This is a genomic window from Streptomyces sp. NPDC050842, assembly GCF_044456565.1.
In the GTDB taxonomy this organism is placed as follows: Bacteria; Actinomycetota; Actinomycetes; order Streptomycetales; family Streptomycetaceae; genus Streptomyces.
In genome coordinates this window covers 146899-169851 of record NZ_JBITGA010000009.1, presented here as the reverse complement: position 1 = coordinate 169851, position 22953 = coordinate 146899, and the positions used below count along the sequence as shown (strand labels likewise).

Below are 22953 nucleotides of genomic sequence, written 5' to 3'. Positions count from 1 at the left end.
CTTCCCCTCGTCCACGTTCTCGCTGTCACGTGGGTGTCTGCGAACGCCTCGGTGCGGGAAAGCTGGTGTGGGCTGAGCTTGCCGTGGAGGGGGAGTCTGATGCGTCGTGAGGGAATCGCGGTCGGTCGGGTGGCCGGGCCGTATCACCGGGGGGCGCGGCGGCCGAAGCTCTGGGCGTTACGGGCCGACCGCTCCGGGAGCGGGCTGATCACCGAGGCCGAGTGCACCACCTGCCTGGACGGTTCCGGCGCGGCGGACGACGGGCGCGGGCCCGCCGTCTGGTGTCTGGCCCACGCCGAGGAGACCGGGCACACCGGCTTCCGGCGCATCCGGACCGACTTCTTCCGTGCCTCCTGCGACGGCCCCTGAGCCGAGGGCGGTTCAGCCCGCCTGGAGCATCAGGCCGATGCCGAGGACCATCAGGCCCGCCCCCACGACCCGGGGGCCGCCGAAGCGTTCCTTGAAGAAGAGCGCGCCGATCGCCGCGCCCACGATGATCGAGGACTCGCGGAGCGCCGCGACCGGGGCCAGCGGGGCCTTCGTCTGGGCCCACAGGACGAGGGCGTACGCCATGAGGGAGAGGGCCGCACTGAGGAGGCCCCGGGCCGCGTACGGGCGGAGTTGGGGGACGAGGGCCGCGCGGCGCCGCCACAGGGCGTACGCCGGGATCGCGAGGCCCTGGAGGATCATCAGCCACGCGATGTAGCCGAGCGGGGTGCCGGACACGCGGACGCCCACCCCGTCGACGACCGTGTAGATCGCGATGGACAGACCCGTCGCGCCGGCGGCGACGAGCGCCGGCCAGTGCGGGCGGGTGTCCTTGCCCCGGATCCCCCAGAGGGCCAGGCCCGTCAGGCCCGCGCACGCCACCGCCACCCCCAGCAGCTGCCAGCCGCCCGGCACCTCGTCGAGGAACACGGCCGCGAGGACGGTCACGACGAGGGGGGCCGTACCGCGCGCGATCGGGTACATCTGCCCGAAGTCGCCCAGCGTGAACGCGCGCATGAGCAGGGCCTGGTAGCCGACGTGGAGGAGCGCCGAAGCGATCAGGTACGGCCACGCGCCGGCCGCCGGGAGGGGGACGAAGACGGCCATGACCAGGCCGAGCAGCGCCCCGCCGCCGCAGATCAGCGTGAACGAGAGCAGCTGGTCCTTGATGTGGTGCGCGACGGCGTTCCAGCTCGCGTGCGTGACGGCGGCGACGATCACCGCGAGGGTGACGAGCGGGGTCACGCCGAGGGCTCGCGGACGTCCACCAGGGTGGCGCCGGCGTGAGCGACCAGCGTCTTCGGGTCCAGCGCGAAGACGGTGTGCGGGGTGCCCGCCGCCGCCCACACCACGTCGTGGTCGAGGACGCCCCGGTCGGCGAGGACCCGGGTCCGGGTGCGGTGCCCGAAGGGCGGGACACCCCCGATCGCGTACCCGGTGGTCTCCCGGACCGCCTTGGCGTCGGCCCGGGTGACCTTCCCGGCGCCCAGCTCCTGCCGTACCCGCTCGACGTCCACCCGCGAGGCGCCGTCCATCAGGACGAGGACCGGCACCCCGTCGGCGGCGAAGATCAGCGACTTCACGATCTCGGCGACCTCGCAGCCGATGGCGTCGGCGGCCTGCTGCGCGGTGCGGGTCTCGTCCGGGAAGCGACGGACCTCGACGTCGAGGCCCAACTCCTGGAGAGCGGCGGCGAACAGGGGGTGCGCGGGGGAGGTCTCGTCAGCGGTGCTCATGGCCCGCACGCTAGCGGTAGCTGTACGGGCCACGCGACCGTGTTCCGCAGGCTGGGTCAGCCGGCCTTCAGGACCTGCGCGACCACCGGGCCCGCCGCGTCGCTGCCGTGGCCGCCCTCCTCGACGACCGCCGCCGCCGCGAGGTCGCCCGAGTAGCCGGTGAACCAGCTGTTGGACGTGCCTTGGCCGTCGACCTCGGCGGAACCGGTCTTCGCGCCCTTCGGGCGGGCGAGCCCCGACATCGCGCGGACCGCGGTGCCGTCCGCCGCCGTCGCCGTCTCCCTCATCATCCGCTGCAGCCCCGAGGCGACCGCGGGGGAGAGCCGGTCGGCCTTGGCGAACTCCCGGTCGTCGAGCTCCTTCGCCACCAGGTACGGCTGGAGGAACCCGCCGTTCTTCACGGTCGCGGAGAGCGAGGCGACGTTCAGAGCGCTCATCGTGATCTTGCCCTGGCCGATGTACGAGGCGGGTGTCTCGCTGCCGGCCGACTCGGGGACGCTGCCGTCCGCCGCCGGGACGCCCACCGCCCAGGTCTGGCCGATGCCGAAGGAGTCGCGGGCGGTGTCGCCGAGGGCGGTGTTCTCGATGCCCTTTTCATTGAGGGGAGGGACCGCCTTGATGAAGGCGGTGTTGCAGGAGCGGCGGAACGACTCGGCGAGGGTGCCGTTGGGGATGCTGAACCTCTTGAGGTTCTCGAAGGTGGTGCTCCTCGACACGACGTCGGGAGGACACTCGACCTTGCTGTCGGGCGTCGCGATGCCGTTCTGCATCATCATCGCCGCCGTGACGATCTTCATCGTCGAACCGGGGGCCTGGGCTCCCCGGAACGCGGTGTTGTACTCGGTGGCCGGGTTGTTGGCGACCGCCCGTATCGCGCCCGTCGACGGCTCTATCGCCGCCACCGAGGCGTTCTCGTACGTCTTGACCGCCTTCTCGGCCGCCGCCTGCACACCCGCGTCGATCGTGGTCTTCAGCGTGCCCGGCTTGCCCTTCGACAGGACGAGGAGGGTCGAGTCCGGCACGGACGCGCTGCCCGACTCGATCCACGTCTCGATGCCGGTCTCGCCGCCCGCCTTCGCCCCGTACCGCTTGCGCAGCTCGTCCAGGACCGGTCTCAGCGACGGGTACTTCTCCGCCGTCAGCTCCTTGCCGTTCCGGTCGACGGTCTTCACCGAGGGCGTCTTCGCGACGCCCGTGCGCAGGGTGGCGTCGGCGGTGAGCAGCCTCGGGTGGAGCACGGACGGTGCCCACTTCACCAGTGGCCGGCCGGTGGTCTGCCCCCGGACGACGGTCAGTTCGGAGGCGTACGACCAAGGCTTCGACACGCCGTTGTGCGTGATCGTGGCCTTCACGGTGAACGGCACCTTCGCCCCGACGGGCGCCCCCGGCGTGATCTCGGCCTCCGAGACGCTCGCGCCCTCCCGGTAGGCCGCCACGGCCGGCCCCGCCGTGACCGGGTCGTTCGTCAGCTGCCCGGCCTTCTCCGGCTCACCGGCGGCCCAGGCCGCGAGGAAGTCCCGCGCGGTCGTCGTCACCTCGTCGCCCGTGACGGGCCCGGTCTTCGGTGCCTCATCGGAGGAACGGTTCCCCACGGACGAATCGCCGCCCGTGATCCCGTTGTAGAGGTTGAATCCCCCGTACCCGACACCGCCTGCCACGACGAGGAACACGCCCCCGACTATCGCGGTCTTGGCTCCACTGCGCATGACTGCGCCTCCCCTCCCCAGGTGGCCGTCCAGTCAACCAGCGTCCTTTCGGTGTGTCGAGCAACTACCGCCACATACGTCACTTGGGCCGTCGTGTACTCGGCAGAGAGGCCGCGTCGTACTCGGTCACCTCCCGCACCTCGTGGAGGAAGAGCTGGAAGAGGAGGTGACCGGGCGTCTGCTGCCACTCGCCGTTCCGTTGCGAGGACTTACCGGGATTGACGCTGAAGTATCCGTGCTGCTCGGCCTTGATCCCGATGTAGCCGCCGAGCGTTCCCTCGTTCGCGGAGGCCGCCACGCGCTGGGGGTCCTTCGCCCCGGGGGGATACGCGTGGTTGATGTAGGTCGGCGCGTCCCCCTGGGGTGCCAGCGCGGTGTACAGCGGGTTGAAAAGCAGCTCGTGAGCTCCGGGCTTGAGCGTGAAGGCGAGCATCCTGCTGCCGTCTTCCATGTAGTTGTGAGCCTGCTTCTGGTCGCCCAGGTGAGTGCCGACCGGGATGTAGGGGTGTCCCGAATCGTGCCATTCCTCGGCGGTCGCCTTCGGGTTCTCCCTGATCCAGGCCTCGGTCGCGGCCTTCTCGCTCACGACGCCTTCAGCGCCCTGGGCCCACTCCAGCACCCGGTCCGCCTCACCGCTGCTCATGCCGCGGTAGAGCGTCATGGACCCGGATGTCGCGGGCTTGGCGTCCAGCTGCACGAGCAGGCTGTTGGCGATTCCGCCGACGATGGCATCGATGGGTCGTGGCTTGACCTTCACGATGCCCTTCATGCCCTTCCTGGCCTTCTGCAGCTCCTTGGCCCCTCCCGCCTGCTGTTCCCAGTAGCGCTGGGTGAGCATGTCGTCGGCTGTGGTGGGGTATTCGACGCGCTGCACGGACGGTGTGCCCGACGCCACCGGAGAAGGGGCCGCGTCACGCTGCACGGCATGTGCGGCCTCCGGCCGGGCGCCCGCCATCACGCGGTTCGCGGTGGCCTCGGCCTCTCGCTCGAAGCGGTCGGAGGGGTCGCTCACGCGGAGCCCGGATCCGGTGTCGGAGCCGGCGACAGGGCCCTGGCGCTGCTGGATGACATGGGTCAGCTCGTGGGCGAGGGTGTGTTTGTCGTTGCCGCCGTCGCCGATGACGACGTGGTTGCCGGAGGTGTAGGCGCGGGCGCCGACCTCGGCGGCGGACGTCCTGGCGGCGGAGTCGTCATGGATGCGGACGTCGGAGAAGTCCGCGCCGAGCCGGCTCTCCATGTCGGTGCGGGTGGCCTCGTCCAGGGAGCGTCCGGGGGCGCGCAGGACGTCGTGAACGGCTGAGCGCTGCACCGAGGGCGCCGCCTGCTCGGTCTGCCCGTGGCCGCAGCCGGCGTTGTGCTGGTGCAGTTCCTGGGCCCAGGGGTGGCCGGCCATGCGGAGCAGTTGGATGGCCGCCGCGTTGCCCGCGCCGGGCGGGAGCCCGGCCGTTCCCTGGGGCGAGGAGGACTCCGCCTCCCGGCGCGCGACCGCCTTGCCGGCCGGTGTCCGGTCCTGCTCTCCGCCGTTGCTGGTTCTGCCGTCGCTCGGGGTCCGCACGGGTACCTCACTCCTGGTCGCGGCCTGAGCTTCCTGGATACACGCAGGCGAGCCGCCGGCCCACGGCACGCGGGGCAGGAGCGGGGGCAGAGGCGGGGGACCGATCGGGCAGCCTCGTACGGCGGCGACGCGGACGGCCCCGGCCATGCGGACGGCCCCGGACATGCGGGAGGGGTGCGACCGGACCGGTCGCACCCCTCCCACATGCCATTCGTGTCTACGTGGCTAGACCCACGTGTCGAGCCACATCCGACCCCGCCATTGGTCTATCGGAATCGGCGTTCCCGTGTAGATCGGCCAGAAATAGATGAAGTTCCAGACGATCAGCAGCACCAGGCATCCGGCCGCCACCGCGCCGAATGTGCGGCGCCTTTCCGAGGAGCCGCGTGGCCCGATGATCGCGCCCAGCATCATGGCCACCGCCAGACACAGGAAAGGCACGAAGACGACCGCGTAGAAAAGGAAGATGGTGCGTTCCTGGTAGAGGAACCAGGGGACCCAGCCCGCCGCGATGCCGCACGCGATCGCGCCCGCGCGCCAGTCGCGGCGGAAGGCCCAGCGCCACAGGACGTACAGGATGGCGAAGCAGGCGGCCCACCACAGGAGAGGGGTGCCGAGGGCCAGGACCTCCTGGGCGCACTTCGCCTTGGCGGTGGCCGGGCAGCCGGCGGTGCCGGGGGCCGGGGACTCGTAGAAGTACGAGACGGGGCGGCCGAGGACGATCCAGGACCAGGGGTTCGACTCGTACGTGTGCGGCGAGGTCAGGCCCACGTGGAACGAGTAGACCTCGGACTCGTAGTGCCAGAGGCTGCGCAGCCACTCCGGCAGCCAGCCCCAGAAGCTGTCCCCGCCGCCCGGGAGCTTGTCCTGGTCGGCGGCCCAGTTCCGGAAGTACCCCTTGTCGGAGACGATCCAGCCGGTCCAGGTGACCAGGTACGTGGCGATCGCCACCGGCACCACCGACACGAACGCCGGGACCAGGTCCTTCTTGATCACCGAGAGGTACGGGCGGACCGCGCCGCCCGTGCGGCGGCCCGCCACGTCCCACAGGACCGTCATCAGGCCGAACGCCACCATGACGTACAGGCCGTTCCACTTGGTCGCCGCCGCGAGGCCCAGCATCACGCCGGCCGCGATCCGCCACGGCCGCCATCCCATGCGCAGGGTCTCCGCGATCTCCCCGTCGGGCCGCAGCACCCCCTCCTCGTCCTCGGGAAGCGCCGCCGCGAGCCGTTTCCGGTTGCGGTCGCGGTCGACGACGAGGCAGCCGAAGGAGGCGAGCACGAAGAACATCAGCACCTGGTCGAGGAGCGCCGTGCGGCTCATCACGAAGTGCAGTCCGTCGACGGCGAGCAGCAGGCCCGCCAGACAGCCGAGGAACGTCGAGCGGAAGAGGCGCCGGCCGATCCGGCACAGCATCAGCACCGACAGCGTGCCGAGCAGCGCCACCATGAAGCGCCAGCCGAAGGGCTCGAAGCCGAAGATCTTCTCGCCGAGGCCGATGACCCATTTGCCCATCGGGGGATGGACGACGTAGCCGGGGTCGGTCGGGACGAGCACCGCGCCCGGGTCGTTCAGGATCGTCTTGTCGATGTCCTTCGGCCAGGCCCCCTCGTACCCCTGGTTGATCAGGGCCCAGGAGTCCTTGGCGTAATACGTCTCGTCGAATATCACCGCGTGCGGCTTGCCCAGGTTCCAGAACCTCAGCAGGCCCGCGACCGCCGTGACCAGGAGCGGACCGCCCCAGGCCATCAGCCGCCACAGCCGCTCGGCCCGGACGGGGCCGATGCCGAGGAGCGACCACACACGCGCCGATGGACGGGCGTACGGGGGGTCGAGCCGCTCCCGCAGCCCGATGGGAGCGGGGTTCTCGGCGCGGGGCGCGTAGCCGAAGCGCCGCAGCCTCTGCTGCCACGAAGAGGGCTCTGCCACGGCGTGCCGGCCCTCCAGGGTCTCGGGTGCGGTACTGGTCACCGCGCCATCGTAGGGAACGCGCCTGTGCGCGTCGCCTGTCCGGGCTGGGAGGATGTCCCGTGTGACAGGAACGCTGGTACTCGCAGGGACCCCCATCGGTGACATCGCGGACGCTCCGCCCCGACTCGCCACCGAACTGGAGAACGCGGACATCGTGGCCGCCGAGGACACCCGGAGGCTGCGCGGCCTGACCCGGGCCCTCGGCATCCACACCTCGGGACGGGTCGTCTCGTACTTCGAGGGCAACGAGTCCGCCCGTACGCCCGAACTGGTCGAGGCGCTCGTGGGCGGCGCCCGTGTGCTGCTCGTCACGGACGCGGGCATGCCGTCCGTCTCGGACCCCGGCTACCGCCTGGTCGCCGCCGCCGTCGAGCAGGACATCAAGGTCACGGCCGTCCCCGGCCCGTCCGCCGTGCTCACCGCGCTCGCCCTCTCCGGGCTGCCCGTCGACCGGTTCTGCTTCGAGGGCTTCCTGCCGCGCAAGGCGGGCGAGCGGCTCGGGAAGCTGCGCGAGGTCGCCGACGAGCGTCGGACCCTCGTCTACTTCGAGGCCCCGCACCGGCTCGACGACACGCTCGCCGCGATGGCCGAGGTCTTCGGCGCCGAGCGCCGTGCCGCCGTCTGCCGCGAGCTGACCAAGACGTACGAGGAGGTCAAGCGCGGCCCGCTCGCCGAGCTCGCCGCCTGGGCCGCCGAGGGCGTACGCGGCGAGATCACCGTCGTCGTCGAGGGCGCCCCGGAGACCGGACCCGGCGAGCTCGACGCCGCGGAGCTGGTGCGCAGGGTGCAGGTGCGCGAGGAGGCGGGGGAGCGGCGCAAGGAGGCGATCGTCGCGGTCGCGGCCGAGGCGGGCCTGCCCAAGCGCGAGGTGTTCGATGCGGTCGTCGCGGCAAAGAACGCGGCAAAGGGCTGACTGGAAGGGTCCTCGTAAACGTAAAGGACTAACCTGAAAGGCAAAGCCGAACCCGGCGCCGGGACTCTTCGCAGGGCGCTTGGCAAGGGAAGAGCCAAAAGCCTTCCATGGTTCGTCTCCTGCTGATGCGCTCCGGCCCGAAAAGGCGTCCACTGATCAGTGGAGAGGAGCTGGCATGAGCGAGATCACCGGCACCGGCATATCCGTCGCCCATGAGGCGTACGCCTTCGCCTGCATGCGCTGTGGATACGGCTGGGAGCAGGCGTACGACATCGAGCACCACGTCGACGCCGCCGGCCAGGAATTCGTCGTCTACAAGGCCGACGGGGAGCGGGTCCCTTCCCCGCTGTCCAGTCCCACCTGCATGAACTGCGGCGGTCACGTCGTCCGGATCATGCGCGCGGGGCAGGTGTCGTCGGTGCTCGACCTGATCGCCGCGACGGAGAAGCACCAGCACGGGGCGAAGGCGACCAAGCCCGTCTCGATGGCCGGGCCGATCGGACAGGAACTGACCGTGGGCGCCGAGGACGCCATGGCCACCGCGGGCACGAGGGGCACGGCGGGCTCGGCGGGCACGGCGGGAGCCTCGGACGCCGCGGGACCGGAGACACCGCCGGTGCCGCACCACTGGCACCTCTCCGACCTCCTGCATCCCTTCCGCAACCGCGAAAGGTAAGCCGGGGGTCACCCCGCGCGCCGGCGCTCGTGGCCCTCGTACGATCGGGGCCATGAGTGCCAAGGACGCCCCGCCGCCGCTGCCCGAACCCCTGCTCGTGGAGGTCGCGGACTCGCACACCCACCTGGACATGCAGTCCGGGACCGTCGAGGAGGCCCTGGTCAAGGCCGCCGCCGTCGGCGTGACCACGGTCGTCCAGGTCGGCTGCGACGTGAAGGGCTCGCAGTGGGCCGCCGAGACCGCCGCCGCCCACGCGAACGTGCACGCCGCCGTCGCCCTGCACCCGAACGAAGCCCCGCGGATCGTCCTGGGGGACCCCGACGGCTGGTCGCGGCAGGGGGCGCGGGAAGGCGGCGGCGACGCCGCCCTCGACGACGCGCTCGCCGAGATCGACCGGCTCGCCGCCCTGCCGTACGTCCTCGGGGTCGGCGAGACCGGCCTCGACTTCTTCCGCACCGGCCCCGAGGGCATCGCCGCGCAGGAGCGTTCCTTCCGCGCCCACATCGAGATCGCCAAGCGGCACGGCAAGGCGCTCGTCATCCACGACCGCGAGGCGCATGCCGACGTGCTGCGCGTCCTCGACGAGGAGGGCGCCCCCGAGCGGACCGTCTTCCACTGCTACTCCGGCGACGCCGCCATGGCCGAGATCTGCGCCGCCAAGGGCTACTACATGTCCTTCGCCGGCAACGTCACCTTCAAGAACGCCCAGCACCTCCGCGACGCGCTCGCCGTCGCCCCGCTGGAGCTCGTCCTCGTCGAGACCGACGCGCCCTTCCTCACCCCGGCGCCCTACCGGGGCCGCCCCAACGCCCCGTACCTCATCCCGGTCACCGTCCGGGCGATGGCGGCCGTGCGCGGGATCGGGGAGAACGACCTCGCCGAGGCGATCGCCGTGAACACGGCCCGCGCCTTCGACTACTGACCACCGGCTACTGATTACTGATCCATAACGGTTACGTGTCGTAGCCGGATAGTTCGGGAGAGTGACCGTGGCCGGGGCTAGTGTCCCGGCCTCGTGAGCACTTCCCAGGGCAGTCACCGAGCCGGACGGCGAGCGGCGACCCTGCCCGTCCACGAGCAGCCCACCCAAGAGGCCCGGCTCGTCGTCCCCGGTCAAGGGGGCTCCCGGGCCGGATCCCGGCGTGCCGCCCGCCGCCGCAAGGCCGCCGGCTCCCCCCGGGACGGCCTCCGGCGGCTCGTCCCGCAGGCCCTCGTCGTCGCCTTCCTCGCCGGCGGCACCAGCGCCTTCGTCGCCAACGACAAGGCGGTCCGGCTCTCCGTCGACGGCGTCCCGCGCAGCTTCCACACCTTCGCCGACGACGTCGACGAGCTCCTCGCCCACGAGGGCCTGACCGTCGGCTCCCACGACATCGTCGCCCCCGCCCCCGGCGAGGCCCTCGCCGACGGCGACGAGGTCGTCGTCCGGTACGGGCGGCCCGTCGCCCTCACCCTCGACGGCCGGCGCCACACGATCTGGACCACCGCCAGGACCGTCGAGGGGGCGCTGCGCCAGCTCGGGGTCCGCGCGGAGGGCGCGTACCTCTCGGTCTCCCGCGCGGCCCCGATCACCCGCCAGGGCCTCGCCCTCGACGTCCGCACCGAGCGGACGGTCACCTTCCTCGCCGACGGCCGCGAGCGCGTCGTCCGCACCAACGCCGCCACCATCGGCGAGGCCCTCGCCGAGGCCGGGATCACGCTCTCCGGCCAGGACACCACCTCCGTCACGGCCGGCTCCTACCCCCGCGACGGCCAGACGGTCACCGTGCTGCGCATCACCGGCTCCCGGCAGGTCCGGGAGGAGGCGATCCCGTACGCCGTCGAGAGGGTCCGCGACCCGGAGCTCTTCGCGGGCACCGAGGTCGTCGAACGCCAGGGTGTCGCGGGCGTCCGCCGCGTCACGTACGCCCTGCGCACGGTCAACGGCGTCAAGCAGAGGCCCCGCAGGACCGGCGAGGAGATCGTCCGCGAACCCGTCAGCCGCAAGGTGCGGGTCGGCACCCGGGCGCTGCCCACCTCCGTCGCCGGCGCCGACGGCCTCGACTGGGGAGCGCTCGCCGCCTGCGAGTCCGGCGGCCGCCCGAACGCCGTCGACCCCTCGGGGACGTACGGCGGGCTCTACCAGTTCGACCCCGGCACCTGGCGCTCGCTCGGCGGCACCGGCACCGCCCAGAACGCGCCCGCGGCCGAGCAGACGTTCCGGGCGAAGAAGCTGTACGTGCAGCGGGGCGCGAGCCCGTGGCCCCACTGCGGCAGGCGGCTCCACGGGTGAGCCGTCGGTCGGCCCCACCGGTGCCCCGTAGGCTGTACCGGTGAGCACCACCACCGGCCCCGAAAGCCCCGACGCCCTCCTCGGCCCCGCCGACATCCGTGAGCTGGCCGCCGCCCTCGGCGTGCGCCCCACGAAGCAGAAGGGCCAGAACTTCGTCATCGACGCCAACACCGTCCGGCGGATCGTCCGCACGGCCGAGGTGCGGCCCGACGACGTCGTCGTGGAGGTGGGGCCCGGACTCGGCTCCCTCACCCTGGCGCTCCTGGAGGCCGCGGACCGGGTGACGGCCGTCGAGATCGACGACGTGCTCGCCGCCGCGCTGCCCGCCACGATCGCCGCCCGCATGCCCGCGCGCGCCGACCGCTTCGCGCTCGTCCACTCCGACGCCATGCAGGTGCAGGAGCTCCCAGGCCCGCCGCCGACCGCGCTCGTCGCCAACCTGCCGTACAACGTGGCCGTGCCGGTCCTGCTCCACATGCTGGAGCGGTTCCCGACCATCGAGCGGACCCTCGTCATGGTCCAGGCCGAGGTCGCCGACCGGCTCGCCGCCAAGCCCGGCAACAAGGTCTACGGCGTCCCGTCGGTCAAGGCGAACTGGTACGCGGAGGTGAAGCGGGCCGGCTCCATCGGCCGCAACGTCTTCTGGCCCGCGCCGAACGTCGACTCGGGTCTCGTCTCCCTCGTCCGGCGCAGCGAGCCGCTCGCGACCACCGCCTCCCGCAAGGAGGTCTTCGCGGTCGTCGACGCGGCGTTCGCGCAGCGCCGCAAGACCCTGCGCGCGGCCCTCGCGACGTGGGCGGGCTCACCCGCCGCGGCGGAGGAGGCCCTGGTCAAGGCCGGGATCTCGCCGCAGGCGCGCGGCGAGGCGCTGACGGTCGAGGAGTTCGCGAGGATCGCGGAGGCGAAGCAGTGACCGTGACCGTACGGGTGCCCGCCAAGGTCAACGTCCAGCTGGCGGTGGGCGCGGCCCGCCCCGACGGCTTCCACGACCTGGCCAACGTCTTCCTCGCCGTCTCCCTGTACGACGAGGTGACGGCCACCCCGGCCGCCGAGCTGACGATCACCTGCGAGGGCCCCGACGCCGACAAGGTGCCGCTGGACCGCACGAACCTCGCCGCGCGCGCCGCCGAGCTGCTCGCCGCCCGGCACGGCATCTCCCCGGACGTGCACCTGCACATCGCCAAGGACATCCCCGTCGCCGGCGGCATGGCCGGCGGCAGCGCGGACGGCGCGGGCGCGCTGCTCGCCTGCGACGCGCTGTGGGGCCTGAACTCCTCGCGCGAGTCGCTTCTCGAGATCTGTGCGGAGCTGGGCTCCGACGTGCCGTTCAGCCTGGTCGGCGGGGCGGCACTCGGCACCGGCCGCGGCGAGACGCTCACGGAACTCCCGGTCGGCGGGACCTTCCACTGGGTGTTCGCCGTCGCGGACGGCGGGCTCTCGACCCCGGCGGTGTACGGCGAGTTCGACCGCCTCACCGAGGGCGTCGACGTCCCCGCCCCGACCGCCTCCCCGCTCCTCCTGGACGCCCTCCGCACCGGCGACACCACCGCCCTCGCGGGCACGCTCGCCAACGACCTCCAGGCGGCGGCGCTCTCCCTGCGCCCGTCGCTCGCGGCGACCCTGACGGCCGGCACGGACGCGGGCGCGCTGGCCGCGCTGGTCTCCGGCTCGGGCCCGACGACGGCGTTCCTGGTGAAGGACGCGGGGGCGGCGGAGTCCGTCGCCGCGGCCCTCATCGCCTCGGGCACGTGCCGCACGGCGCGGCCGGCGACCTCCCCGGCGCCGGGCGCGGCCGTCCTCCCGGCCTGACACCTTCCCTTCACCTTCGCCTGCCACCCTGGGCCGTCGGTTCCGACGAGCCCTGGGGGGCATCGCGTGAAGGTGTGGCGGTGGTGGAAGGCGACGACGGCGAGACACCGGCTGGTGCTGAAGCTGCTCGACGAATGCGGCCAGGTCGGCATGTTCAGCGGGCTGATCGTCTGGAACCTCGCGTTCTGGGACTCCGGCGAGGTCCAGGCCGTCCTGTCCCCGCTCCCCGGCGCCGCCTGGTGGAGGTGGGTGGTGTTCGCGGCCGCCGTCATCTGCCTCCCCGCCGCCTGCCGGGGTGCCGTGCACGCCTGGCGGGCGTGGCGCCGCGACCCGGACCGCGTCCGCGCCGGCTGAGTCTCCTCAGCGCTTGTTCTTGGAGATCCGGGCCAGGAGCAGGTTCGGGTCCGGGTTCTGTGTGTTGAAGAAGGCCGCGCTGTTCACGTAGACGGTCTTGGCACGCACCGCCACGGAGGTCGGGTTGTCGAGGCCGTCCGCGCGGGTGAGCACGGTCTTGTGGGTGCCGTCGGGCCGCACGAGTTCCACCTCGTCGACCTGGTTCAGCGCGGCGAGGACCGTGTCGCCGTGCCCGGTGAAGGCGAAGTCGTCGATGGACGTGAGCCCGGTCGCCCGGGTCTCGATCGGACCCGCCGCGTGGTCGGGGCCGGGGCCGATCGGGATGCGCAGCAGGGTCTCGCGGGCGGTGTTGGACACCCAGACGGCACCGTGGTGGATCTTGAGGCCGTTGGCGCCGAAGGGGATCTGCGCGGTGGGTTCGAGAGCGGCGCCGGTGGCCCAGGCCGTGGGCGTGCCGCCGGTCACCGGGAGGGACCACACCGTGCCGAGCTGCGTGTCGGCGGTGTAGAGGGTGCCGCACTTCTCGTCGAGGGCGAGCCCGTTGGGGAAGGAGTTCGCCGGGAAGAACCCGATCTGCTCCGGCTCGCCGCCGCCGGGCGCGATGCGCCAGACGCCGGTCTCCTCCGTCCCGGTGACGTAGGTGACGTACAGGGTGCCGTCGTGGGCGCGGGCGATGCCCAGGGCGACCGCCCCGCCGACGGGCGTCTGCGCGTCCGGCACCTCGGGCAGGGTGGCGAGGATCGTCGTCCCGCCCTCCTGGGTGACGCGGGCGACCTGATGGGCGAGGGCGAAGGTGATGTCGGCGGAGCCGTCGGGTTCGAGGGCGATGTTCTCCGCGCTCTGCCCGGCGGCGAAGTCGAAGTGGGCGACGACGCGGGGATCGGACACGGTCGGATCGCCGCCCGACGCGGGGCCCGCCGCGAGCACGGCGAGTGCGGCGGTGGCGGTGGCGACGGCGGCGAGGCGTGGGTGTCTCGTCATGGGTGTCTCCTTCGAGGCGGCTTGGGGGCGGTGGCCCGAGGAGAACATGGCGGGTCGTCAGTCACGGGGTCCGGCAGCCGTGGCCGAGGGGTCGCCCGCGTGGTGGACGGCATGGGGCCGGTTGGCACTGCGCCCGGGGGCCCGGGAGGCGCGTACTCAGCGGCCGGTTGAGTATCCGCGCCCTGTCGGCCACCGGCCCCCGCGCGGGACCGTACGCGCATGGGAATCAGCGCTCGTGAACTCGCCGCCGCGACACCCGCGACCCGCGACCGGTACGTCGACCTGCTCCGGGTCGCCTCGCTCGCGGTCGTCGTCCTCGGGCACTGGCTCATGGCGGCCGTCACCGCGGACGGGCAGATCGGGAACCTTCTCGCCGTCGTCCCCGAGCTCCAGCTCGTGACCTGGGTCTTCCAGGTCATGCCGGTGTTCTTCTTCGTCGGCGGCTTCTCGCACGCCCTCGCCCACCGCTCCCGCCCCGGGTACGCGTCCTTCCTGCGGGCCCGGCTCCAGCGGCTGCTGCGGCCGACGATGGTCTTCGTCGCGGTGTGGGGCGCGGCCGCGCTCGTCCTCCAACTGGCCGGCGCCGACGGCGGGCTCACCGGGGTCGCGCTGCGTCTGGTCACCCAGCCGCTCTGGTTCATCGGGATCTACCTCGCGATGGTCGCCTTCACCCCGCCGCTGCTGCGGCTGCACGAGCGCTGGGGCTGGGGCGCGTTCGCCGCGCTCGCGGGCGGGGCGGTCGCCGTCGACGTGCTGCGGTTCGCGGCCCACGTGCCGTTCGTCGAGTTCCTGAACTTCGCGTTCGTGTGGCTGGCGGTCCACCAGCTCGGCTTCCTGCGCGCCGACGGCATGATCCGCCGCCCGGCGCTGCTCGCCGGTGCGGGCCTCGTCGGTGCCGCCGCGCTCGTGGCCCTCGGCCCGTATCCGCTGTCGATGGTGGGAATGCCCGGCGAGAAGGTCTCGAACATGGCCCCGCCGACCCTCGCCCTGCTCTGCCACGGCCTGTGGCTGGTCGGCGCGGTGGAGCTGCTGAGGGGGCCGGGGGCGCGGCTCGTCGCCCGGGCCGGGGTGTGGCGGGCGGTGGTCGCCGCCAACGGGATCGCGATGACCGCGTTCCTCTGGCATCTGACGGCGATGCTCGGCGTGTACGGGGCGATGCTCGGCTTCGGCGTCACGCTGCCCGAGCCGGCGTCCGGCGCCTGGTGGGCGCAGGTCCCGCTCAGGATCGCCGCGGCTGCCGTCCTCACCGCCGGGCTCGTCGCCGTGTTCCGCCGCTTCGAGGCCCCGCCGCGGCCCGCGCCGCCGACCGCCTCGGGCGGCCCCGCCGCGGCCCTCGGCATCACCCTCGCGCTGCTCGGCGTGCTCGGCCTCTCGATGACGGGCTTCGCGGGCCTGCTGACGGGCCACTCGGCGACCCTGATCGCCGTCCCGGTCACGGCCCCGGCGGCCGTCGGCCTCGCCCTCGCGGGCTGGCTGCTGGTGGAGCGGGCGGGGCGGAGCCGGGCCGGGCACGGTTCCTGAGGTCGTCGCCTCAGATCGCGATGACGGTCGCCCGCCCGGCGCAGAGGACCGTCAGGTCCTCCGGGTCCGAGGTGAGCACGGTGACCGGACCGGGCGCCGCGAGAGCCGTCGCGGCGACCATCGCGTCGATGGCGTACGTGTGGCCGTGCAGCCCGTTCTCGGCCAGCAGCGCAGCCGCACGGCGGGCGACGGCGTCCGTCACGGGCTCGATGACGAGGCGGGACAGGGTCCATTCCAGGGCCGCGCGGTTGATCCGCGGGTGCATCACCTCCACCAGCGTGGCGGCGCTCGTCACGACGCGCAGGTCGTCGGCGCGGGCGAGCGCGAGCCAGGTGGTGACCTCGCGGTCACGCAGTACGGCCTTGGCCAGTCCCTCGCTGTCGAGGACCAGGGTGCCGCCGGGGACGGCCTCCGTACGGGTCACGCGGCGCTCGCCCCGGTCGCCTTCGCGTCGCTCTGCTGCTCGCGGGCCCGGCGCAGCTGTTCGCGCCGTGCCTGGATCTCCTCGTCCGTGACGGGTCCGTGCTCGGCCTCGGCCACCGAGACGAGCTCGTTGAGATCGTCCCGCTCTATCTGCCGGGCGACCGCGGCCGCGACATAGGCGGAGAGTCCCGAGGGCCCGCTGCGGGCCCGTGCCGCCTCCGCGATGTCGCGCGGCATGCTGATCGAGTACTTCTGAGTGGGCTCGCTCATGCCCCTTATGCTACTGCCGATGCCACCCGTCGGCGTGGCGTACGCGGCGACGTACCCTGGGACGTCGATCGATCCCCCGTACAGGAAGAGTCAACGTGGCCGTCAACCTGGTCAATGTCGAGGCTGTCACCAAGGTGTACGGCACCCGTGCCCTGCTCGACGGGGTCTCGCTCGGCGTCTCCGAAGGGGAGCGGATCGGGGTCGTCGGGCGCAACGGCGACGGCAAGACCACCCTCATCCGGATGCTCGCCAAGCTGGAGGAGGCCGACACCGGCCGCGTCACGCACAGCGGCGGGCTGCGGCTCGGCGTGCTCACGCAGCACGACTCGCTCGACCCGAAGGCCACCATCCGGCACGAGGTCATCGGCGTCATGGCCGACCACGAGTGGGCCGGCAGCGCCAAGATCCGCGACGTGCTCACCGGGCTCTTCGGCGGGCTCGACCTGCCCGGCTTCGAGCAGGGCCTCGACACCGTCATCGGCCCGCTCTCCGGTGGCGAGCGGCGCCGGATCGCGCTCGCCAAGCTCCTCATCGACGACCAGGACATGCTCGTCCTCGACGAGCCCACCAACCACCTCGACGTCGAGGGCATCGCCTGGCTCGCCAAGCACCTCCAGGAGCGCCGCTCCGCGCTCGTCTGCGTCACCCACGACCGCTGGTTCCTCGACCAGGTCTGCACCCGCATGTGGGACGTGCAGCGCGGTGACGTGCACGAGTACGAGGGCGGCTACTCCGACTACGTCTTCGCCCGCGCCGAGCGCGAGCGCATCGCGGCCACGGAGGAGACGAAGCGGCAGAACCTGATGCGCAAGGAGCTGGCCTGGCTGCGGCGCGGCGCCCCCGCCCGTACGTCCAAGCCGCGCTACCGCATCGAGGCCGCGAACGAGCTCATCGCCGACGTGCCGCCGCCGCGCGACACCAGCGAGCTGATGAAGTTCGCCAACGCCCGCCTCGGCAAGACGGTCTTCGACCTGGAGGACGTGACCGTCACCGCCGGTCCCAAGACCCTCCTTCGGCACCTCACCTGGCAGCTGGGCCCCGGCGACCGGATCGGTCTCGTCGGCGTCAACGGCGCGGGCAAGACCTCACTCCTGCGCGCCCTCGCCGACGCCGCCGTCTCCGACGGCGAGCAGCAGCCCGCCGCCGGCAAGGTCGTCGTCGGCAAGACCGTCCGCCTCGCCTACCTCTCGCAGGACGTCACCGAACTCCCCGGCACGCTGCGCGTCCTGGAGGCCGTCCAGCAGATCCGCGACCGCGTCGACCTCGGCAAGGGCCGCGAGATGACGGCCGGCCAGCTCTGCGAGCAGTTCGGCTTCACCAAGGAGAAGCAGTGGACGCCGGTCGGCGACCTCTCCGGCGGTGAGCGCCGCCGCCTCCAGCTGCTGCGCCTGCTGATGGACGAGCCGAACGTCCTCTTCCTCGACGAGCCCACCAACGACCTCGACATCGAGACCCTGACGCAGCTGGAAGACCTCCTCGACGGCTGGCCGGGCTCCATGGTCGTCATCTCCCACGACCGGTTCTTCATCGAGCGCACCACCGACAAGACGCTCGCGCTGCTCGGCGACCAGACCCTGCGCATGCTGCCGCGCGGCATCGACGAGTACCTGGAGCGCCGCCGGAAGATGATCGAGGCGGCCGTCCCGACGCCCGCCGCCGCCGCGGCCGCGCCGCAGAAGGCCGGCGTCTCCGCGGCCGACGCGCGCGCCGCGAAGAAGGAGCTCCAGAAGGTCGAGCGACAGCTCGACAAGGTCTCCCAGAAGGAGGCGAAGCTGCACACGCAGATCGCCGACAACGCCACCGATTTCGAGAAGGTGGCGAAGCTCGACGCGGAGCTCCGGGAACTCGTCGGGGAGCGCGAGGAGTTGGAGATGCGCTGGCTCGAACTGGCCGAGGACGCGTAACGGGACAGGTGACGGCACGCATAACAAGGGCATCACGGGCCGGTCCTCCCTTGGGTACAAGGGGCGGACCGGTCGCTTTTGCGCCGCCGCGTGAGTGGTAGAAAGAAAACCCGCTCACGTCAAGGGGGAACCGCTGATGACCCAGCCGCCCAGCAACCAGCCGCCGGGGGGCTTCGGAGCCCCTCAGGACCCGAACCAGGTCCCGGGCCAGGGCATGCCGCCCGTGCCGCCGGTCCCGCCGCAGGCACCGCCGGTGCCGCCGCAGGCCGGCGCGCCCGGTCAGCCGGCCCAGCCCGGCCCGTACGGCCAGCCGCAGCAGCCGCCGCAGCAGCCCGGGTACGGATACCCGCAGCAGCCCGGTCAGCCGGCCCAGCCCGGTCCGTACGGTCAGCCGGCCCAGCCCGGTCCGTACGGCTACCCGCAGCAGCAGCCCGGTCCGTACGGCCAGCAGCCGCAGCAGCCCGGCCAGTACGGCCAGCAGCCGCAGCAGCCGGGTCCGTACGGCCAGCAGCCCGGCCAGTACGGCGGCGGTTACCCGACGCAGCCCATGTACCAGGGCGCCCCCACCCCGCCCGCCTCCGGCGGTGGCCTCAAGGGCCGGACCGGTGTCGTCGCGGCCGTGGCCGCCGGAGCCGTCCTGGTCGCCGCCGTCACGACCTGGGCGGTCGTCGGCGGCGGGGACGACGAGAAGGACCCGATCGCCGGGCCGACCGCGACCGCGAGCGCCTCGACCTCGGCCACCGGCGCCCCCAAGCCGACCGAGTCGGTGGACCAGGGCGACGGTTCGGGCGACGGCCGGGGCGGTGACGACGACCTCAACGCCGGCCGCAAGCCCGGCGAGGCGAAGGTGAACTGGCTGCTCAAGAACAACGTCGACCTGCCCCGCAACGGCGCCGACGTCATGGGCCCGTGGATCGTCGGCGACGTCGTCGTCAAGGCGATGTACAAGAGCATCGACGGCTACAGCCTGAGCGACGGCTCCCTGAAGTGGCACGTCGACGTGCCGTTCGAGCTGTGCGCGGCCCCGCCGCAGCCCTCCACCGGCGGCTTCATGGTCTTCGGGCACAACGACAGCGCCAAGGACGGCGCCAAGTGCCTCGGGCTCCAGCAGGTGAACCTCAAGACCGGCAAGGTGGGCTGGAAGAAGTCCATCCCGAAGCCGACCGGTCTCTTCGCCTTCTCCGACAACACCCTGTCCATCAGCGGCAACACGGTCACCGCGGCCGGCTCCAGCACCGCCTACGGCTTCTCCCTCACCGACGGGAAGCAGCTCTTCAAGGGCGCGACCTCCGGCTGCAAGCCCTTCGCCTACGCGGGCGGCAGCAAGCTGATCGCCGCGATGGACTGCCCCTCGGGCAGCACGACCAAGAAGATCCAGGCGGTCGGCGAGGTCAACCCCGCCACCGGCAAGCCCAAGTACACCTTCCAGCTGGAGGCGAACTGGGAGGTCGACAAGGTCTACTCGGTCGACCCGCTGGTCGTCTCCGCCACCCAGCGCGAGCAGAAGAAGTGGACCATCTTCGCGCTCGACGCCAAGGGCAAGCTCCGCTCGCAGATCCAGGGCGGCAAGGACAAGTTCGCCCCGTCCTGCGGCGGCAGCTTCGTCGTCTTCGGCAAGAACCTCCAGGGCTGCACCGGAGTCGCCGCCGACGCCAACACCTTCTACATGGCCACCGAGACCTCGTACGGCAAGTCCAACGAGGTCGTCGCCTTCGACCTGAAGACCGGCAAGCCCAAGTGGCGTTCCAAGGCGCCGGACGAGCAGCAGATGACCCCGCTGCGCATGGACGGCGGGCAGGTCCTGGTCTACGTCGACCCGAAGTACGACAAGGGCGGCGCGGTCGCGACCATCGCCCCGACCGGCGGTGCGCCGAAGATCGTGCTCCAGCACCCGGCCTCGACGTCCGAGGTCGAGAACAGCTTCTACGACCCGGGGTTCGCCTACGGCAGTGGCACCTTCGTCGTCACGAGCGGACGTGTCTCCGCGACGAACGACAAAGAAGAGAAGGAAGTCAAGACGATGATGGCGTTCAGCAAGTGAGGGATTCGGACCGATGACGCAGCCACCCCCGCCCCCGCCGAACCAGCCCCCGGATCCCCAGGGCGGCTTCGGCGCCCCCACGCCCCCGCTGGGGGCACCCGGGCCGCAAGGCCCAGGGGGACAGCCGCCGGGTTACGGCTACCCCCAGCAGCCCCCGGCCCAGCAGCCGGAGCCGGGGTACGGCTACCCGCAGCAGCCGCCGGCCCCGCAGCCCGAGCCCGGTTACGGCTACCCGCAGCATCAGCAGCAGCCGCCCACGGCTCCGCAGCAGTCCCCGTACGGCTACCCGACGCCCCCGCAGCAGCCGGGCCAGCAGCCGGTCCCGCCGCCGTACGGCTACCCGGCGCAGCCGCAGCAGCCCTACGGCGGCTACCCGCAGACCGCCCCGGTCCCGGCCGTGGCGCCCGGCGGCAAGAAGCTGTCGGCGCAGCTCCAGATCGTGATCGCGGCGGCCGTCGCCGTCGTCCTGATCGTCGGCGCCGGCATCTGGTACGCCAACTCCGAGAGCGGCGGCGACGACAAGAACCCCGTCAGTTCCGCCGGCACCTCCCAGGGCACCGGCGGCCAGACCGGCGGGTCCGACGGCGCGAACGGCCTGGGGGGCGACGGCAAGGAGAAGGCCCCGGCTGTCACCCAGGCGCAGGAGGTCTTCCGCATCGGTCTGCCGAAGGTCCCCGACACCACCGACGTCTCCGGTTCCTGGGCCACCGACAAGGCGTTCGTGAAGACCGGCGTGAACTCCGTCGTCGGCTACGACCGCGACAAGGGCACGGCCCTGTGGACGCTCCCGCTGACCGGACAGGTCTGCGGCGCGTCCCGGCACATGACCGCCGACCACAAGGTGGCGATCCTCTTCGAGGCCACCAAGCGGGTGGCGCCGCGCTACTACCAGCCCTGCACCGAGGTCGGCATGGTCGACCTCGGCACCGGGAAGCTGCTGTGGACGAGCTCCGTCACCGGTGGTTCCGCGGGTGACGCGAAGGCCCGGTTCAGCGAGGTCACGCTCAGCGGGCAGACGGTCGCGGCCGGCGGCACCGACGGAGGCGCGGCCTTCGACGCGGCCAACGGCAACCCGCGCTGGAAGCCGCAGGCCAACGACCAGAACTGCTTCGACCTGGGCTACGGCGGCGGCGCGGGCCTCGTCGCGGTCCGCAAGTGCGGTCCGTACGACAGCCAGTACGTGCTGATCCAGAACCTCAACCCGACCACGGGCGCCCCGCTCTCGCAGTACAAGATGCCGACCGGCGTGAAGTACGCGTCGGTCGTCTCCACCAAGCCGCTGGTCGTCGCGGCCGACGTCGGCGACAGCGCCGGTGACGGCAGCGGCATCTCGGACTTCTTCTCGATCGACGAGAAGACCGGCAAGCTGAAGGCGAAGATCACGGCGGACGCCGACCAGTACGGGGCCCGCTGCCGTTCGACCAAGGTCGAGGCCTGCACGCAGGCACTCGTCGGCAACGGCCGGCTCTACGTACCGACCGAGGAGCACGAGGGCTCCACCGGCGAGTACGGGGACGAGACGAACGAGATCATCGCCTTCGACCTGGCCACGGGCAGGACGGTGCCGGAGAAGGCGGACGCGGGCGACACGTACACGCTGGTCCCGCTGCGCATGGACGGCGGCGACCTGATCGCGTACAAGGTCCCCCCGTACGACAAGGGCGGCCGGGTCGTGTCCATCAACGGCGGCACGATGAAGGAGACCGTCCTCCTGGAGAACCCGTCGGAGAAGACGACGCGGGAGACCGAGCGGAGCTTCGGCGTGACCGGCAGCGAGTACCTCTACGCCGACGGCCGGTTCTTCGTCTCGAAGACGTACGTCAGCAAGACCCGCGACGGCGGCTCCTCGGCCACCGGGGAGTACCTCGCCGTCTCGTACCGCGCCAAGGGCTGACAGCCGCGGACACATACAGAAGCGGGCCCCTCCGGTATGCCGGAGGGGCCCGTTTCGTCTGCTCGGCCCGAGACCGAGGAGCCAGGGAAACGGGGTTGGGTCGACATGGGGTGGGGAGCGTGTACCTTGCCGGGTCTGGCCTGCCGGGTGACGGTGGGCCCGGAGGATGGGGGATGACCGGGATGGGCGTACGCCTCGTGGTGGTCGACGACCACCGACTGCTCGCCGAGGCGCTGGCCTCGGCGCTGAAGCTGCGCGGGCACCGGGTGCTCGCGGCGGCGGCGCCGGTGGCCGGGGCGGCGGAGCTCGTGGTGGCCCGGGCGCCGGAGGTGTGCCTGCTGGGCACCGCCGCCCCGGCCGAGCCGGGCGCCTTCGACGTGATCGCCCGGATCAAGCGGGAGCGGCCGCAGGTGGCCGTGGTGGTGCTGGGTCCCGTGCCGTCGCCGCGCGGGATCGCGGCGGCCTTCGCGGCCGGGGCCTCGGGGTACGTCCGGCACGACGAGCGCATCGAGGGCGTCGAGCGGGCGCTCGTGAAGGCCCGGGCGGGGGAGGCGGCGGTGGCGCCGCAGCTGCTCCAAGCGGCCTTCGCGGAGCTGCTCAATCCCTCGGTGCGGCAGGACGACGAGGGCCAGCGGCTGCTGCGGCTGCTCACCCAGCGGGAGGTGGAGGTCCTCGTCCGGGTCGCGGAGGGGGAGGACACCCGGCTGATCGCGGCGGGCATGCGGATCGCGCCGAGCACGGCGCGGACGCATGTGCAGCGGGTCCTGATGAAGCTGGGCGTCGGTTCGCGTCTGGAGGCGGCGGCGCTCGCGGCCCGCACGGGGCTCCTCGACCGGGCGGTGCCGACGCAGCGCGGCACGTTCTCGTAATCCTTCGATCAGGTGTCCGTCCGTCCGTGTGCGCGGGCGGACGGCTTCGGCATTGACGGTGATGTGCGAA

General features: G+C 72.4%; 21 protein-coding genes. 13 read left to right on the top strand and 8 right to left on the bottom strand.

Features of this window, described 5'->3' with window-relative positions:
- The first annotated feature begins 99 nt into the window (after positions 1-99).
- Positions 100-369: a hypothetical protein gene (locus ACIBG6_RS28745; protein ID WP_384148708.1), complete on the top strand. Its 270-nt coding sequence runs from the start codon at positions 100-102 to the stop codon at positions 367-369.
- Positions 370-381: 12 nt separating this feature from the next.
- Here ACIBG6_RS28745 and ACIBG6_RS28740 read toward each other — a convergent pair whose 3' ends face one another.
- The 5 genes from ACIBG6_RS28740 to ACIBG6_RS28720 form a co-directional block, all read right to left on the bottom strand.
- A complete protein-coding gene (locus ACIBG6_RS28740) occupies positions 382-1233 on the bottom strand; it encodes an EamA family transporter (protein WP_399225560.1) in 852 nt (283 codons plus the stop codon).
- Positions 1230-1724: a YbaK/EbsC family protein gene (locus ACIBG6_RS28735; RefSeq protein ID WP_399225559.1), complete on the bottom strand. Its 495-nt coding sequence runs from the start codon at positions 1722-1724 to the stop codon at positions 1230-1232. The genes ACIBG6_RS28740 and ACIBG6_RS28735 overlap by 4 nt, the downstream gene beginning before the upstream one ends.
- Before the next feature lie 56 nt (positions 1725-1780).
- The gene (locus ACIBG6_RS28730) at positions 1781-3430 is read right to left on the bottom strand and encodes a penicillin-binding transpeptidase domain-containing protein (protein ID WP_399225558.1); all 1650 of its coding nucleotides are present in this window, start codon (positions 3428-3430) and stop codon (positions 1781-1783) included.
- A 79-nt stretch (positions 3431-3509) separates the two neighbouring features.
- Positions 3510-4985 (bottom strand): DUF4157 domain-containing protein, encoded by a 1476-nt coding sequence (locus ACIBG6_RS28725; RefSeq protein ID WP_399225557.1) that lies wholly within the window; start codon positions 4983-4985, stop codon positions 3510-3512.
- A 225-nt stretch (positions 4986-5210) separates the two neighbouring features.
- Positions 5211-6959: a dolichyl-phosphate-mannose--protein mannosyltransferase gene (locus ACIBG6_RS28720; protein ID WP_399225555.1), complete on the bottom strand. Its 1749-nt coding sequence runs from the start codon at positions 6957-6959 to the stop codon at positions 5211-5213.
- Positions 6960-7011: 52 nt separating this feature from the next.
- On the opposite strand from ACIBG6_RS28720, the gene rsmI reads away from it, so the two are divergent.
- The 7 genes from rsmI to ACIBG6_RS28685 all read left to right on the top strand — a co-directional run bounded on the left by rsmI (position 7012) and on the right by ACIBG6_RS28685 (position 12980).
- Positions 7012-7872: a 16S rRNA (cytidine(1402)-2'-O)-methyltransferase gene (gene rsmI / locus ACIBG6_RS28715; RefSeq protein ID WP_317596145.1), complete on the top strand. Its 861-nt coding sequence runs from the start codon at positions 7012-7014 to the stop codon at positions 7870-7872.
- A gap of 175 nt (positions 7873-8047) precedes the next feature.
- Entirely contained in the window at positions 8048-8548 is a 501-nt protein-coding gene (locus ACIBG6_RS28710) for a hypothetical protein (protein ID WP_399225554.1), read from the top strand.
- A 52-nt stretch (positions 8549-8600) separates the two neighbouring features.
- A complete protein-coding gene (locus ACIBG6_RS28705; protein ID WP_317596141.1) occupies positions 8601-9470 on the top strand; it encodes a TatD family hydrolase in 870 nt (289 codons plus the stop codon).
- A 93-nt stretch (positions 9471-9563) separates the two neighbouring features.
- Positions 9564-10817 (top strand): ubiquitin-like domain-containing protein, encoded by a 1254-nt coding sequence (locus ACIBG6_RS28700; protein WP_399225553.1) that lies wholly within the window; start codon positions 9564-9566, stop codon positions 10815-10817.
- A 40-nt stretch (positions 10818-10857) separates the two neighbouring features.
- Complete coding sequence (rsmA, locus tag ACIBG6_RS28695) at positions 10858-11730, top strand: 16S rRNA (adenine(1518)-N(6)/adenine(1519)-N(6))-dimethyltransferase RsmA (RefSeq protein WP_399225552.1); 873 nt, start codon at positions 10858-10860, stop codon at positions 11728-11730.
- Positions 11727-12626 (top strand): 4-(cytidine 5'-diphospho)-2-C-methyl-D-erythritol kinase, encoded by a 900-nt coding sequence (locus tag ACIBG6_RS28690; RefSeq protein WP_399225551.1) that lies wholly within the window; start codon positions 11727-11729, stop codon positions 12624-12626. Before rsmA ends, ACIBG6_RS28690 begins: the two co-directional genes overlap by 4 nt.
- Before the next feature lie 66 nt (positions 12627-12692).
- A complete protein-coding gene (locus ACIBG6_RS28685) occupies positions 12693-12980 on the top strand; it encodes a hypothetical protein (RefSeq protein WP_399225550.1) in 288 nt (95 codons plus the stop codon).
- Positions 12981-12986: 6 nt separating this feature from the next.
- On the opposite strand, the gene ACIBG6_RS28680 is transcribed toward ACIBG6_RS28685, so the two are convergent.
- The gene (locus ACIBG6_RS28680; protein ID WP_399225549.1) at positions 12987-13961 is read right to left on the bottom strand and encodes a hypothetical protein; all 975 of its coding nucleotides are present in this window, start codon (positions 13959-13961) and stop codon (positions 12987-12989) included.
- A gap of 219 nt (positions 13962-14180) precedes the next feature.
- On the opposite strand from ACIBG6_RS28680, the gene ACIBG6_RS28675 reads away from it, so the two are divergent.
- Positions 14181-15482: an acyltransferase gene (locus ACIBG6_RS28675; RefSeq protein WP_399225548.1), complete on the top strand. Its 1302-nt coding sequence runs from the start codon at positions 14181-14183 to the stop codon at positions 15480-15482.
- A gap of 10 nt (positions 15483-15492) precedes the next feature.
- Here ACIBG6_RS28675 and ACIBG6_RS28670 read toward each other — a convergent pair whose 3' ends face one another.
- Positions 15493-15906, bottom strand: a complete 414-nt coding sequence (locus ACIBG6_RS28670; RefSeq protein WP_399225547.1) for a PIN domain-containing protein — start codon at positions 15904-15906, stop codon at positions 15493-15495.
- Entirely contained in the window at positions 15903-16175 is a 273-nt protein-coding gene (locus tag ACIBG6_RS28665; protein ID WP_399225545.1) for a CopG family transcriptional regulator, read from the bottom strand. The genes ACIBG6_RS28670 and ACIBG6_RS28665 overlap by 4 nt, the downstream gene beginning before the upstream one ends.
- Positions 16176-16270: 95 nt before the next feature.
- Between ACIBG6_RS28665 and ACIBG6_RS28660 the strand changes: the two genes are divergently transcribed.
- The 4 genes from ACIBG6_RS28660 (at position 16271) to ACIBG6_RS28645 (ending at position 22883) form a co-directional block, all read left to right on the top strand.
- A complete protein-coding gene (locus ACIBG6_RS28660; protein WP_399225544.1) occupies positions 16271-18079 on the top strand; it encodes an ABC-F family ATP-binding cassette domain-containing protein in 1809 nt (602 codons plus the stop codon).
- A gap of 136 nt (positions 18080-18215) precedes the next feature.
- Positions 18216-20120, top strand: coding sequence for a hypothetical protein (locus ACIBG6_RS28655; RefSeq protein ID WP_399225543.1), 1905 nt, complete (start codon positions 18216-18218; stop codon positions 20118-20120).
- A 13-nt stretch (positions 20121-20133) separates the two neighbouring features.
- Positions 20134-22014 carry a PQQ-binding-like beta-propeller repeat protein gene (locus ACIBG6_RS28650; protein ID WP_399225541.1) on the top strand — a complete coding sequence of 627 codons (1881 nt, stop codon included), beginning with the start codon at positions 20134-20136 and terminating at the stop codon, positions 22012-22014.
- 182 nt (positions 22015-22196) lie between these two features.
- Complete coding sequence (locus ACIBG6_RS28645; protein WP_399225779.1) at positions 22197-22883, top strand: response regulator transcription factor; 687 nt, start codon at positions 22197-22199, stop codon at positions 22881-22883.
- The last annotated feature ends 70 nt before the right edge of the window (positions 22884-22953 follow it).

Coding starts and splice junctions, on each gene's coding strand:
- ACIBG6_RS28745 (WP_384148708.1), top strand. CDS start 100: ATGCGTCGTGAGGGAATCGCGGTCGGTCGGGTGGCCGGGCCGTATCAC.
- ACIBG6_RS28735 (WP_399225559.1), bottom strand. CDS start 1,724: ATGAGCACCGCTGACGAGACCTCCCCCGCGCACCCCCTGTTCGCCGCC.
- ACIBG6_RS28730 (WP_399225558.1), bottom strand. CDS start 3,430: ATGCGCAGTGGAGCCAAGACCGCGATAGTCGGGGGCGTGTTCCTCGTC.
- rsmI (WP_317596145.1), top strand. CDS start 7,012: ATGTCCCGTGTGACAGGAACGCTGGTACTCGCAGGGACCCCCATCGGT.
- ACIBG6_RS28710 (WP_399225554.1), top strand. CDS start 8,048: ATGAGCGAGATCACCGGCACCGGCATATCCGTCGCCCATGAGGCGTAC.
- ACIBG6_RS28705 (WP_317596141.1), top strand. CDS start 8,601: ATGAGTGCCAAGGACGCCCCGCCGCCGCTGCCCGAACCCCTGCTCGTG.
- ACIBG6_RS28680 (WP_399225549.1), bottom strand. CDS start 13,961: ATGACGAGACACCCACGCCTCGCCGCCGTCGCCACCGCCACCGCCGCA.
- ACIBG6_RS28675 (WP_399225548.1), top strand. CDS start 14,181: ATGGGAATCAGCGCTCGTGAACTCGCCGCCGCGACACCCGCGACCCGC.
- ACIBG6_RS28665 (WP_399225545.1), bottom strand. CDS start 16,175: ATGAGCGAGCCCACTCAGAAGTACTCGATCAGCATGCCGCGCGACATC.
- ACIBG6_RS28655 (WP_399225543.1), top strand. CDS start 18,216: ATGACCCAGCCGCCCAGCAACCAGCCGCCGGGGGGCTTCGGAGCCCCT.
- ACIBG6_RS28650 (WP_399225541.1), top strand. CDS start 20,134: ATGACGCAGCCACCCCCGCCCCCGCCGAACCAGCCCCCGGATCCCCAG.
- ACIBG6_RS28645 (WP_399225779.1), top strand. CDS start 22,197: ATGGGCGTACGCCTCGTGGTGGTCGACGACCACCGACTGCTCGCCGAG.